This window comes from Cupriavidus basilensis OR16 (genome assembly GCF_000243095.1).
In the GTDB taxonomy this organism is placed as follows: Bacteria; Pseudomonadota; Gammaproteobacteria; order Burkholderiales; family Burkholderiaceae; genus Cupriavidus; species Cupriavidus basilensis_D.
In genome coordinates this window covers 1-12627 of the sequence record NZ_AHJE01000129.1, presented here as the reverse complement: position 1 = coordinate 12627, position 12627 = coordinate 1, and the positions used below count along the sequence as shown (strand labels likewise).

The 12627-nt window shown below is 66.2% G+C and carries 12 protein-coding genes and 2 pseudogenes; 5 read left to right on the top strand and 9 right to left on the bottom strand.

The window, feature by feature from the left end:
• Nucleotides 1-250, bottom strand: a 250-nt coding sequence (locus OR16_RS34530) for an enoyl-CoA hydratase-related protein (protein ID WP_043422246.1), incomplete at its 3' end; no start/stop codon positions are given.
• Between the two features lie 63 nt (nucleotides 251-313).
• Entirely contained in the window at nucleotides 314-1294 is a 981-nt protein-coding gene (locus tag OR16_RS34525) for a Bug family tripartite tricarboxylate transporter substrate binding protein (protein WP_006163504.1), read from the bottom strand.
• An 83-nt stretch (nucleotides 1295-1377) separates the two neighbouring features.
• Here OR16_RS34525 and OR16_RS34520 point away from each other — a divergent pair, with 83 nt between their 5' ends.
• Both OR16_RS34520 and OR16_RS34515 read left to right on the top strand, forming a co-directional pair.
• Nucleotides 1378-2046, top strand: coding sequence for a GntR family transcriptional regulator (locus tag OR16_RS34520; protein ID WP_006163503.1), 669 nt, complete (start codon nucleotides 1378-1380; stop codon nucleotides 2044-2046).
• A gap of 53 nt (nucleotides 2047-2099) precedes the next feature.
• The gene (locus tag OR16_RS34515) at nucleotides 2100-3056 is read left to right on the top strand and encodes a LysR family transcriptional regulator (protein ID WP_006163502.1); all 957 of its coding nucleotides are present in this window, start codon (nucleotides 2100-2102) and stop codon (nucleotides 3054-3056) included.
• Nucleotides 3057-3082: 26 nt separating this feature from the next.
• Here OR16_RS34515 and OR16_RS47535 read toward each other — a convergent pair.
• The 5 genes and pseudogenes from OR16_RS47535 to OR16_RS34495 form a co-directional block, all read right to left on the bottom strand.
• Nucleotides 3083-3226 (bottom strand): annotated as a pseudogene (locus OR16_RS47535) (type II toxin-antitoxin system RelE/ParE family toxin); the annotation flags it as partial.
• Nucleotides 3226-3402: a hypothetical protein gene (locus OR16_RS44710; protein WP_192816479.1), complete on the bottom strand. Its 177-nt coding sequence runs from the start codon at nucleotides 3400-3402 to the stop codon at nucleotides 3226-3228. The pseudogene OR16_RS47535 and the gene OR16_RS44710, both read right to left, overlap by 1 nt.
• A 41-nt stretch (nucleotides 3403-3443) precedes the next feature.
• Nucleotides 3444-4619, bottom strand: a complete 1176-nt coding sequence (locus tag OR16_RS34505; protein WP_006163500.1) for an L-rhamnonate dehydratase — start codon at nucleotides 4617-4619, stop codon at nucleotides 3444-3446.
• A 73-nt stretch (nucleotides 4620-4692) separates the two neighbouring features.
• A complete protein-coding gene (locus OR16_RS34500; RefSeq protein WP_043422245.1) occupies nucleotides 4693-5715 on the bottom strand; it encodes a 4-hydroxythreonine-4-phosphate dehydrogenase PdxA in 1023 nt (340 codons plus the stop codon).
• 30 nt (nucleotides 5716-5745) lie between these two features.
• Nucleotides 5746-6711, bottom strand: coding sequence for a Bug family tripartite tricarboxylate transporter substrate binding protein (locus OR16_RS34495; protein ID WP_043422243.1), 966 nt, complete (start codon nucleotides 6709-6711; stop codon nucleotides 5746-5748).
• A gap of 488 nt (nucleotides 6712-7199) precedes the next feature.
• Between OR16_RS34495 and OR16_RS34490 the strand changes: the two genes are divergently transcribed.
• A complete protein-coding gene (locus OR16_RS34490; protein ID WP_006163497.1) occupies nucleotides 7200-8324 on the top strand; it encodes a Fic family protein in 1125 nt (374 codons plus the stop codon).
• 236 nt (nucleotides 8325-8560) lie between these two features.
• Here OR16_RS34490 and OR16_RS34485 read toward each other — a convergent pair whose 3' ends face one another.
• Complete coding sequence (locus OR16_RS34485; protein ID WP_006163496.1) at nucleotides 8561-9496, bottom strand: LysR family transcriptional regulator; 936 nt, start codon at nucleotides 9494-9496, stop codon at nucleotides 8561-8563.
• A gap of 148 nt (nucleotides 9497-9644) precedes the next feature.
• On the opposite strand from OR16_RS34485, the gene OR16_RS34480 reads away from it, so the two are divergent.
• Nucleotides 9645-10559, top strand: coding sequence for a dihydrodipicolinate synthase family protein (locus tag OR16_RS34480; protein WP_006163495.1), 915 nt, complete (start codon nucleotides 9645-9647; stop codon nucleotides 10557-10559).
• A 92-nt stretch (nucleotides 10560-10651) separates the two neighbouring features.
• Nucleotides 10652-12232, top strand: coding sequence for an aldehyde dehydrogenase (NADP(+)) (locus OR16_RS34475; protein WP_006163494.1), 1581 nt, complete (start codon nucleotides 10652-10654; stop codon nucleotides 12230-12232).
• A gap of 125 nt (nucleotides 12233-12357) precedes the next feature.
• Here the strand turns inward: OR16_RS34475 and OR16_RS34470 are convergent.
• Nucleotides 12358-12627, bottom strand: a pseudogene (locus OR16_RS34470) (copper resistance protein CopQ); the annotation flags it as partial.

Below are 12627 nucleotides of genomic sequence, written 5' to 3'. Positions count from 1 at the left end.
GCCGCGGCGCCGCCGAGCTCGCCAGATGGAAACCGGAACTGAAGGTCTTGCCGGTGCCGGTGAGCACGAGCACCCGCGCCGACGGGTCCGCGTTCAGGCGCCGGATGGTTTCGCGGATGAAGAGCAGGTCGCCGGGCTCGATGCGGTTGTGCACTGCAGGCCGGTTAAGCCGTAGCGTGGCGCAGCCGTTCACTACGGTGACGATAGGGCCGGTTGCGGCAATGGCTTCCGGGGTTGTGGCTTGGGTCATGGCGTCTCCTTCGATCAGATCGGGTGTCATCGCGGGTTTGTGTGCGGCGCAGGGGGCGCGTCTTCATTCGACACGGATATGCCCGTCGCGGATCACCTTCCCCCACTTGGCATAGTCAGCCGAGATCAGCGCCGACAAGTCCGCCGGTGACCCGGGCATCGGGTCCGAGCCGAGCGACCGCAGCCGCTCGCGCACGCGTGCGTCGGCCAGCGCCTTGCCCAGCGCTGCATTGAGCTTGGCGACAATGGTGGGGGGCAGGCCCGCGGGGCCGAGCAGGCCAAACCAGCCGATGGCGTCATAGCCCTTTACGCCTTGCTCGGCCAGGGAAGGAACGTCCGGAAACGCGGACGAGCGTGCGATGGACGTCACCGCGATCGCGCGCACCTTGCCGCTGGCGACCAGTGGGATGGCCGGGGCAAGCGTGGCAAACGACACCGGGATTTGCCCCGCCATCAGGTCGTTCAGCGCCGGGCCGGCGCCTTTGTAGGGCACGTGGACCATTGGCGCCTGCGTGGTGCTGCGGAACAGCTCGCCGGCGAGATGGTGGATGGTGCCGGGGCCGGACGAGGAATAGCTCAGGCCTTGAGGGTTACGCTTGGCAAGGTTGATCAGCTCGGCAACGTTGTTGGCCTGAACGGAGGGATGCACCAGCAATACCAGTGGCGCGCGCGAGACGCCGCCGATGGGTGTAAAGCTTTTCAGCGGGTCATAAGGCACATGGCGCAGATGCGGGGAGATGGTCAGCGGTCCCCCGTCGACCAGTCCGATGGTGTAGCCGTCGGCCGGCGCCTTGGCCACCGCATCCGCGCCGATCGCGCCACCGGCGCCTGGCTTGTAGTCGACCACCACGGGCTGGCCCAATGTCTTTTCCAGCAAGGGCGCAAGATCGCGCGCCGAGCTATCCGCCGCCCCGCCGGGCGGGTAGCCCAGCACCAGGCGGATTGGCCGGGTCGGCCAATCCGTATCCAGGGCCAGGGCCGGCGCCGCGCAGAATACGATGGGCGTGAACAGGAACGCAGCGAGGCTGCGGCGGCTGATAGGCATCTTGTCTCCGTACGTTGTCGTTTTGCTGGATAATATACATGGCTTATTTTTTTGTATACGAATAACCATATATTTTTATACGAATGACCCTGAACCTGACAGACACGATTCGGCTGACGCTCGAGAGCGAGATTCGCCAGGGCCAGATCCTGCCCGGCCAGCCCATCGAAGAAAAAGTGCTGATCGAGCGCTTTTCGGCCTCACGCACGCCGGTGCGGGAGGCCCTCCAGCAACTGGCCGCACAGGGGCTGGTACGGCTGGTGGCGCGCGTCGGCGCCGTGGTGCCGCGGCTCTCGGTCAAGGAGTTGCTGTCGCTGCTGGAACTGCTGGCCGAGCTGGAAGGCGCTTGCGCCAAGTTCGCCGCCAGGCGCATGGCCGAGAGCGAGCGCCTGGCGCTGGCGGACGCGGTGACGGCCTGCGAGCAGGCCGCGCAGGCACAGGATTGGCAGCATTACGAGCTGGCCAACGACCGCTTTCACGACGTGATCTATGTCGGCAGCCGCAATCCCTATGCGGTGGAGCAGATCCGCATGATCCGCATGCGCAGCCGCGCTTACGTGCCCAACCGGTTCGAGCAGCCCAGGCGCATGAAGAAATCGGTCGAGGAGCATAAGGCCATCGCCCTGTGCGTGATCGGCGAAGACGCCGAAGGCGCGCAGGCCGCCATGATTTCGCATATCGCGATTGGCGGCCGGGATTTCGCGGAGTTCGTCAGCGGCATACCAGACGATTTCCTGGCGGCGGCCACGTAAGGCAGCCGGAGCCGCCGCTGCGTTCAATCTTCCGCCATAAAGGAAAGCCCCAGGTGCCGTCCCCAGCCGACCCGCTTCAGCACAACCTCATCTCGCGCCTGCGCCTGAAGCACCTGGCGCTGTTGCTGGCGCTGGACCGCCAGCGCTCCGTCTCACGCGTGGCGGCCGAGATGAACCTGACCCAGCCCGCCGTGACCAAGGCGCTGCGCGAGATCGAGGAGATCTTCATGGTGCCGCTGTTCGTGCGCTCGCGCCGGGGGCTGGAGCCCACCGGCACGGGTGCGGCGGTGCTGGCGCATGCGCGGCTGGCGATGGCGGACACGGAGGCGCTGGGGCGGGAGCTGGCGGTGATCGGCGCCGGCCTGCATGGGCGGCTGCGCATCGGCGTGATTCCCTATGTGGCGCCGGTGGTGCTGGACGCGGCCTGCTCGCACGGCCTGCGCCAGCAGCCGCGCGTGGCGGTGCTGGTGCGCGAAGGCACCACGGACGAACTGGTGGCCGCGCTGCGCGCGCACGAGCTCGATTGCGTGATCGCGCGGTCCTTCTACGCGCCGGGCGACGATATCGCGCAGACGCCGCTCTACCGCGAGGAACCGGCGCTGGTGGTGCCGGTAGACGCCGCGGCGCGACTGGGGCGCGGCAAGCTGGACTGGCCGCGCCTGGCTGCCCTGGACTGGATCCTGCCGCCCGCGCACACGCCGATCCGGCGCACCATCAACACGCTGTTCGCCACCGCCGGCGCGGTGCCGCCCACGCCAATGGTGGAAACCTATTCGATCAAGACCATCGCCACGCTGATGCGCAACCAGCCGCGGGCCATCACCATCGTCCCGCGCGCGGTGGCGGCCGAGCTTGCGGCCACCGGCAGCGCGGCCGTGCTGCCGCATACGCTGACGTGGGACCTGCCTGCCGTGGGCGCGATGTGGTTGCGGCGCACCGAACATAGCGAGCCGCTGCAGGCGCTGGTGCTGGCGTTGCTGGAGGCGGTGGCGGTGAAGAGAGAGGGCTGAAGGGGAGACGGCTGGCCAGCTTTGTACAACTCGGGCCGCTGCCGGACCTGATCCGCCAGGGCTTCAAAAGCTTCATCCAACGCCACCGCGGCAACAGCATTGTCTTCGGCGATGTAGTCCATGATTGCCGCTCGATCTTCAAGCGCCGCTGGCAGCCAGCGTAGCTGCATCACCCGGTAGCCTTGGTCTTGCGAAGCAGCGCGTCACGACGCTTCGCGAAAATCCGGCGAGCCTCGTTGTCTTCGATGCTTGGACGTGCATCTTCAAGACTGGCTTGCACTTGCTTGCGGAACCAAGCGTCATGGTCTGCCGCCTCGTCCTGGCTGCGCTTGACATAGTCGCGCATGAAATCTCCGGCATCCGGCGCCATCCTGAACCTGCCAAGCCTCACTCAACAATATTGAAGTCCCCCAGATACTCCTCATTGATTGTCAGCCCAAGGCCCGGCAAGTTGTCGTCGAGCTGCAGGTACCCCCTGTCCGGCGCCGGCTCCCCCTTGAAGATGTAATAGAACAGCTCATTGCCCACCTCCACGTCGTGCACCGGGAAAAACTCGGACATCGGCGACGCGGTCGAAGCCATGGTCAGGTGGTAGTTGTGCATCTGGCCCGCGTGCGGGATCACCGGCACCGACCAGGCTTCGGCCATGGCGTTGATCTTCTGCGCGGCGGTGATGCCGCCAACCCGGTTGGTGTCGTACTGGATCACGTCCACCGCGCGGCGCTCCAGCAAGTCCTTGAAGCCGTAGGAGGTGAACTCGTGCTCGCCGCCGGAGATGGGGAAGGGGCTCATCTTCTTGAGTTCGGCGTAGCCTTCGATGTCGTCGGCAATCACCGGTTCTTCCAGCCAGCGCGGGTTGAATTCGGCCAGGCGCGGAATCATGCGGCGGGCGTACTCCAGCGTCCAGCCCATGTAGCACTCCAGCATGATGTCGACGCCATCGCCCACCAGCTCGCGCAGCAGGCGCACCTGCTCGATGTTCTTCTGCATGCCGGCGGGGCCATCCTTCGGGCCGTAGCCAAAGCGCATCTTCATGGCGGTGAAGCCTTGGTCGAGATAGCCCTGGGCCTCGGCCAGGAAGGCGTCGCGGTCGTCGTTGTTGTAGAGCTTGGAGGCGTAGCACCAGATCTTGTCCTTGGTGCGCCCGCCCAGCAGCTTGAACACCGGCTTGCCCACGGCCTTGCCCATCAGGTCCCACAGCGCGATGTCCACGGCCGAGATCGCGGCCATGCCAATGCCCTTGCGGCCCCAGGCGTGGGTGCGGCGATACATCTTCTGCCACAGGTATTCATTGTCGAAAGGGTCCTGGCCAATCACGATCGGGGCCAGGTACTGGTCGATGATTTCCTTGGCCACGCGCGGCGCCAGCGCGCAGTTGCCGATGCCGACGAGGCCCGTGTCGGTCTCGACTTCCACCACCAGCCAGCCGTGGAAGCGGAAGGAGCCCATGGCGTCGCCGCGCTCGAACAGGATGTCGGTGGCGTTGGTGCAGAAGTGGGCCTGCGGGGGCACGGTCTTGCCCTTCCATTCAAAGACGCGGGTGCGGATGCTGGTGATTTTCAAGAGAGTCTCCGTGGGTTTGGCTGCCGGTGGCGAGGTGGCGAGGTGGCGAGGTGGCGAGTGGGTGGCGGCGGGCTTAGCGGGCTGCGCGGCTGCTGCCCATCTGGCAGGCAATGCGGAACGCCTGCAGCGTGGCGCCGAGATCGGCGCGGCCTTGCTGCGTGATATCGAAGGCGGTGCCATGGGCCGGCGTGGTGATCGGCACAGGCAGGCCGCCCTGCACGGTGACCCCGCGCGAGAACCCCATCAGCTTGATGCCGATCTGGCCCTGGTCGTGATACATCGTGACGATGGCGTCGAACTGCCGCTGCGCCGGGCCGCCCTGCACCTTGAGGAAGATGGTGTCGGCGGGGAAGGGGCCATCGGCCGCCACGCCGCGTGCCCGTGCGTCGGCCACGGCCGGCGCGATGATGTCGATCTCCTCGCGCCCGAAGGCGCCGTTGTCGCCGTTGTGCGGGTTGAGGCCGCACACGGCAATGCGCGGGCGGGCCATGCCGGCGCCGCGCAGGGCCTGGTCGATCAGGTCGATGGCGTCGCCCACGCTGGCGCGGTTGATCATGGCCGGCACGTCCTTGAGCGCCACGTGCGACGTCACGCGGGAGGTCCACAGGCCGTCGAGCACATTGAACTCGCAGAAGGCGCCGTGGTAGCCGAGCTTCTCGGCGAACCAGTGCAGCTCGTCGTTATGCCCCATGCCGGCAGCATGCAGCGAGCTTTTGTTGAGCGGGCCGAACAGGATGGCGTCGGCCTTGCCGGCATCGGCCAGTTCCAGCGCCAGTGCCAGCGTGCCGAGGCTGTAGCGGCCACCGTCGGCGCTGGCCACGCCGCGCTGGTAGGCGGGCTTGCCGTCGAGTTGCCAGTGGAACAGGCGCGCCGCGGTGTCGCGCCCATCGCCGGCGAACGCCAGCGAATCGGTTTCGCGCAGCGCGATGTCGACGCCGGCCACCTGCATGCCGTGACGCCATTCGTCGCGATCGGCAATCAGCAGGATATCGGCGTGCGCCGTGGTGCCGGGGTCCGCGAGCAGCTTGGCGATCAGCTCTGGGCCGATGCCGGCGGGGTCGCCGAGCACCATGGCGATTCTGGGTCGTTGGGTCATGAGGTTCTCAGGGGATCAGGAGAAAGCGGTTCAGTCCAGCTTGACGCCGAGCTCGGCGATCATCTTGCCGTAGCGCGCATACTCCGCGCGTGAGAAGGCATCGAACTGGGCGGCATTGAGCGTGCCCGGCACCGCGCCCACGTCGTTCAGGCGGCGCACGGTGTCGGGGTCCTTGAGCAGGGTAGCCAGCGCGGCGCCCAGCTTTTGCAGCGTGGCGGGCGGCGTGCCGGCGGGCGCGTAGACGCCGTACCAGGCATTGGTCTGGATGCCCGGCACGCCGGCTTCGGCCAGCGTGGGCACATTGGGCAACAGCGCCGAGCGCTGGTCGGCGGTGACCGCCAGCGCGCGCAGCTTGCCAGCCTTGATATGGTTGATGACGGACGGCATGGTCTCGAAGCTCATGTCGACCTGCCCGCCCATCAGGTCCACCAGCGCGCTGCTGCTGCTCTTGTAGGGCACGTGCAGCAGCTTGCCATGGATCTGGTGCGCAAATGCCGCGCCGGCCAGGTGCTGGGTGCTGCCGACGCCGGAGGAGCTATAGCGGAATTTGTCGGGATTGGCCTGGATCTGCGCCACCAGCGATTTGACGTCGCGCGCCGTCACCTGGTTGTTGACCACCAGCACATTGGGCACCGACGACACCAGCGCCACCGGCGCCAGGTCCTTGAGCGGGCTGAATTGCAGCTTGAGCAGGTGCGGCGCGATGGCCTGCGAGGTGACCACGCCCATCAGCAGCGTATTGCCATCGGGCGCGGACTTGGCGGTGATGTCGGCGGCAATGGTGTTGGAGGCGCCGGGCCGGTTGTCCACCACCACGGGTTGCTTGAGGATGGCGGCGAGCTTGTCGGAGACGATACGGGCCATGACGTCGGTGCCGCCGCCGGGCGCGGCACCCACCATCAACCGTACCGGCCGGGTGTCTTGCGCGTAGGCCCCGGTCATGGCGGCGGCAATTCCCATCAAGCCGGCGAGGGCGCCGGTCATCCATCGTTTCATCGTTGTCTCCATCATTGTTATGGGCCTGCGCTGATGTGCTGATGTGCTGATGCGCGGATAGGCAGACTATAAGGATGGGAGCGATACGTGACTACTGATGTTTTTTGAATGGGTGATTACCTGCGGGAATACCTCGACCAGGGGTGCCGGTTCACCCGCTGGCCGTGTGGCTGCGAGGCGTGCTGGAGCGCGAAGTGGGTAAAAAATCGAAGGCTTTCCAGCAATGGGAGTCACCGCCGATTCCATACAGGTGCGCCGCGAGCGAGATGCTTGCCGGAGGGCCACAGGATCCGAAAGCTGCTGCTCTCCTTGTCGTCCTCCAGCACCGTAGCCAACTTGCCCTTGTTCGGCCCGGTGTTCGGGAAGCGGAATTGAACGCAGGGCGACCCGCCATTTTTTTCCTTCGTGCTGTGAATATCAGGGGCTATCACCGCACCAAGTGCGGCGAATAACTTGCGTCTGCGGAGAAAGTAGCGTGTAATCTCCGCATGGAAAGCGGAGATTACACATACATCTGGCAGGCCAGTGACTGGCCAAGCTGGCACTACGATCTGGCGGCCCTGGCAGCGCCTATGGCCGAGGTTAGTCGCGCCCAGGGACTGCTGATGGGGCGCATGGCCGACGTTGGCATGGCTCTGCGCGATCAGGCGAGTCTCGCGGCGCTCACCGAGGACGTGGTCAAGACCAGCGAGATCGAGGGCGAACAGCTCAGCGTCGCATCCGTGCGTTCGTCCATCGCCCGCCGCCTGGGCGTGGACATTGGCGCACTGGCCCCGGTCGATCGTCACGTCGAAGGCGTGGTCGAAATGGTGCTCGATGCGACCGCCAGTTGCCAATTTCCGGTCACCCGGGAGCGATTGTTCGGCTGGCATGCTGCGCTGTTTCCCACCGGCTACTCCGGGCTTGCCCGGATCAAGGTCGGTGGCTGGCGCGACGACACCAGCGGTCCCATGCAGGTGGTGTCCGGCCCCATCGGTCGGCAACGTGTGCATTTCGAAGCCCCTCCAGCCAATCGCCTGGAAGCTGAAACAAGCCGATTTCTCGACTGGGTCAATGGTGCGTCGAACGATCCACCGCTGCTCAAGGCAGGCCTCGGCCATTTGTGGCTCGTCACCTTGCATCCATTCGACGACGGCAACGGCCGCATCGCCCGTGCGCTCGGCGACCTGCTGCTGGCGCGCGCCGATGGCAGCCCGCAGCGTTTCTACAGCCTGTCGGCGCAGATCCAGCGGGAGCGCAAGGCCTACTACGATATCCTGGCGCGGACCCAGAAGCGGTCGATGGATGTCACCGAGTGGCTGGCCTGGTTCCTCGATACGCTGCATCGCGCCGTCGATCAGGCGCAGTACACCCTTGATGCTGTGCTGGTCAAAACGCGGTTCTGGCGGCGTTGGGCGACTACGCCTCTGAACGAGCGGCAAATGAAACTGCTCAACCGACTGCTTGATGGCTTTGAAGGCAAGCTCACCAGCTCCAAGTGGGCGGCGATCGCCAAATGCTCTCCAGACACCGCGCTGCGCGACATCACTGATCTGCTCGCACGCGGGATGTTGCGAAAATCGGATGCAGGCGGGCGCAGTACCAGCTATGAGTTGGACGACCTATCCGAGTAGGCGCGCCGCCGACCGATCTAGTAGCGAGCGCGCCGATGCCGAGGCCCAAGCGCCGGTGACCGGTGACTACAAGCGAACATCGAGGACGATGTGGATGATGCGCTTACCGAACGGCTGTCGCGCCAGCATCGTCCCGCTCATGCGCTGTTCAAGCTGGCCGTGGAAATCCGTAGCGTGCTGTGCGCAGGCCGGCGTTCAACGGACAGTGCCGCGCCACCTGCGCCCAGACCCGGCATTCAGGCTTGCGCGCGCCCGGCGTGGAGCAGCCTGATCAGCTGCGCGGCGGCGGCGGAAAGTGTGCCGCCGCGCCGGGTCACCACGCCAAAGGTCTGCTGCCTGGACTGCATCCGCACCGGCAGGATACGCAGCATCTTTTGCCGGGCGAACAGTTCCGCCACGCTGGTCGGCAGCAGGGAAACCAGCTTTGCACTGCGCTGCAGCATGGCGACGGTGACAAAGGTGGAGGCGGTCGTGATGGCGTTCGGCGGCATGCCCTGTCCGGCCATGTCCAGCTCCCGCTGCAGGAGTTCGTGCATCGGCATCTGGCCGGGATAGACGATCCAGCGGTAGCCGGCCAGGTCGGCGAATGCGAGCGCCCTGGCGCGCGGCGCGGCATGGCCGTAGCCCACCACGACCGAGATCGGCTCTTCGCCGATCGCCTGGTATTGGTACTTGGCGGGCTGGTCGCTCACCAGCGCGCGGCCGATGACCAGGTCCAGGCGCCCGTCGTCAAGCAGCGTGAGCATGCGCAGGCTGGTGTCCTCGACGATCTCGACGGACAGGTTGGGCTGGTCCGCCTGCATGGTTTCCAGCGCCGGGACCAGCACGTCAGGCACCGCGCCCATGATGGCGCCGACGGCCAGGTGCCCGCCCTTGCCGGAGCGGATCTCGGCCATATCCTGGCATAAGGCGCTGAGATCGGTTGCCAGCAGCCGCGCGTAGCGGATCACGCAGTGGCCGAACTGGTTGGGCCGCATGCCGCTCTTGGAGCGCTCGAACAGCGGCGCGTCCAGCATGCCTTCCAGTTCCTGCAGGGCCTTGCTGGCCGCCGACTGCGTCATGGCCATGGCCGACGCGGCCTGGTGGAGAGATTTGTGGTCGTCCAGCGCTATCAGCAATTGGAGCTGCTTCATGCGCAAGCGGGACATCAGGACATCCAGCGTGGCTTTCATGGGTGTTCGGATTGGGAAAGCAAGATGGTCAGGTGAGTCGTATCAGGTGAGTCGCAAATCAGGTGAGTCGTAAAAGCGATCACGAGATGGAAAGGTTTCAATATACAGCGCGGGATGCCGCGCCGTATATTGAGTCCCTGCCGCAGCCATGTTGCCCAGCCATAACAAAGTCCCGGTGGCCCCCACCATCTTCGACGAACAAGGTGGCCTCGACCTCGACGGCCAGCGCCGCTGCATCGATTTCATGATCGAGGCCGGCTCCAACGGTATCTGCATCCTGGCGAATTTCTCCGAGCAGTTTGTCCTCACCGACGATGAGCGCAGCTTGCTGATGACCACGGTGCTGGACCACGTGGCGGGCCGCGTGCCGGTGATCGTCACCACCACGCATTTCAGCTCGCGCGTCTGCGCCGAACGCAGCCGTGCCGCGCAGGATGCCGGCGCCGCCATGGTGATGGTGATGCCGCCGTACCACGGCGCCACCATCCGCGTGCCCGAGCGCGCCATCTACGACTTCTTCGCTACCGTGTCGGCGGCGATCGATATCCCCATCATGATCCAGGACGCGCCCGTCAGCGGCACCACGCTGTCGGCGCCGTTCCTGGCCCGCATGGCCAAGGAGCTCGCCAACGTGTCGTACTTCAAGATCGAGGTGCCGCAAGCCGCGGTCAAGCTGCGTGAGCTGATCGAGCTTGGCGGGGACGCCATCGTCGGCCCGTGGGATGGCGAGGAAGCCATCACGCTGATGGCCGACCTGGATGCCGGCGCCACCGGCGCGATGACCGGTGCGGGCTTCCCGGATGGCATCCGCAAGATCGTCGATGCCTACCAGGCCGGCGACACCGATCTGGCCGCGCAGCACTATCAGCAATGGCTGCCGCTGATCAACTACGAGAACCGCCAAGGCTGGCTGGCTACCGCCAAGGCGTTGATGAAGGAAGGCGGCGTGATTGCCTCCGACGCGCTGCGCCATCCCTTGCCGCCCATGCACCCAGCCACGCGCGCCGGCTTGCTGCAGATTGCGCGCCGGCTGGATCCGCTGGTGCTGCGCTGGGGCAAGTGAGGCACGCGGCAGCGACCAACGTCATCCGCTAGCAAACATCGAACGACTGGCGGCGCCATGGATGCGCCGCCTTTTCATTTCAAGGACCCAAGATGAAACTCTCAGGCGAACTGCTGATTGGCCGCCAGTCCGTGCGCGGCACCCATGGCGATATCCGGGCCGTCGATCCCGCATCCGGCGAAGCCCTGGAGCCGGCTTTTGGCGGCGCCACGCTGGCGCAACTGGACCAAGCCTGCGCCCTGGCCGGGCAGGCGTTCGATGTGTATCGCGAAACGTCGCTGGCGCAGCGCGCCGCGTTCCTGGAGAAGATCGCCGCCAATATCCTGGCGCTTGGCGATGCGCTGATCGCGCGCTGCGTCAGCGAGAGTGGCCTGCCGCGCGCCCGCATCGAAGGCGAGCGCGGGCGCACCGTGGGCCAGTTGCGGCTGTTTGCCGGCGTGGTGCGGCAGGGCGATTTCCTCGGCCTGCGCATCGATCCCGCGCAGCCGGAACGCAAGCCGCTGCCGCGCGTGGACTTGCGCCTGCGCAACATCGCGCTGGGCCCCGTGGCTGTGTTCGGCGCCAGCAATTTCCCGCTGGCGTTCTCGGTGGCGGGTGGCGATACGGCGTCGGCGCTGGCGGCCGGCTGTCCGGTCGTCGTCAAGGCGCATCCGGCGCATCCCGGCACCTCGGAGTTGGTCGGCCGTGCGATCCAGAAGGCGGTGGAAGAACTGGGCTTGCCCGAGGGCACGTTCTCGCTGCTGTTCGATTCCGGGTTGGAGATCGCGCGCGGGCTGGTCAGCGATCACCGTATCAAGGCGGTCGGCTTCACCGGCTCGCGCGCCGGCGGCACCGCGCTCATGCAGCTCGCCGCGGCCCGCAGCGAGCCGATTCCCGTTTACGCGGAAATGAGCAGCATCAACCCGGTCCTGCTGTTCCCGCACGCGCTGGGCAACCGCGCCGATGCCATCGGCAAGGCATTCGCCGTATCGCTGACGCTGGGCGCGGGCCAGTTCTGCACCAATCCCGGCTTGATCCTTGCCGTGGATGGCCCTGATCTGGAGCGCTTCCTGGCAGCGGCCGAAGCCGCGATCGCGCAGATCCCGGCTTCCACCATGCTTACGCCCGGCATTCACCGCGCTTACGGCGCGGGGGTGGAAACCATCGGCTGCCATCCTCAGGTGAGCACCGTTGTGCGCGGCCAGGCGGGCGCGCAATTCCAGGGGCAGGCTGCGTTGTTCTCCACTACCGCGCAAGCGTTTCTCGAGCACGAGGCTTTGCGCGCGGAGATCTTCGGCGCGGCGTCGCTGGTGGTGCGTTGCCCGGACCTGGCCAGCATGCGGCGCGTGGTGGAAGGCCTCGAAGGGCAACTGAGCGCCGCCATCCACATCGATGAAGCCGACTACGACACCGCGCGCGGCTTGCTGCCCGCCTTGGAGCGCCGCGTGGGCCGGATCCTGGTGAACGGCTTCGGCACGGGTGTGGAAGTCAGCCATGCCATGGTGCACGGCGGCCCATATCCGTCCACGTCGGACGGGCGTTCGACTTCCGTTGGCTCGCTGGCGATCGCGCGCTTCCTGCGTCCGGTGTGCTACCAGGACATGCCTGCGGCTTTGCTGCCGCAAGCGCTGCGCGCGGGCAATCCGCTGGGCCTTGCGGTGCGGGTGGACGGCGAAATGCAATCTAGCCACTAGCCACTAGCCACTAGCCACTAGCCACTAGCCGTTAGCTCATCTGTTCCATCTCGCTTCAATGCAAAGCGCGCGGCGCGGCTATCAGCCGGCACCGCGCGCGGTGACATATCTGATGGTCGGATGCATCAGGCGTTGGCACCCTCGGTGAAGACGTCGACCTTGCCGCTGCGAGCGCCGTCGGTGTAGGCATCGAAGCCACGGGCCGGCGTTGCCGAGACACCCGAGCGATCCAGGCCGGCAACCAGCGCGCCATCGGTGTAGGGGTCAAACTTGCCGGCACGTGCGCCGTCGGTGTAGGCATCGAAGCCACGGGCCGGCGTTGCCGAGACACCCGAGCGATCCAGGCCGGCAACCAGCGCGCCATCGGTGTAGGGGTCAAACTTGCCGGCACGTGC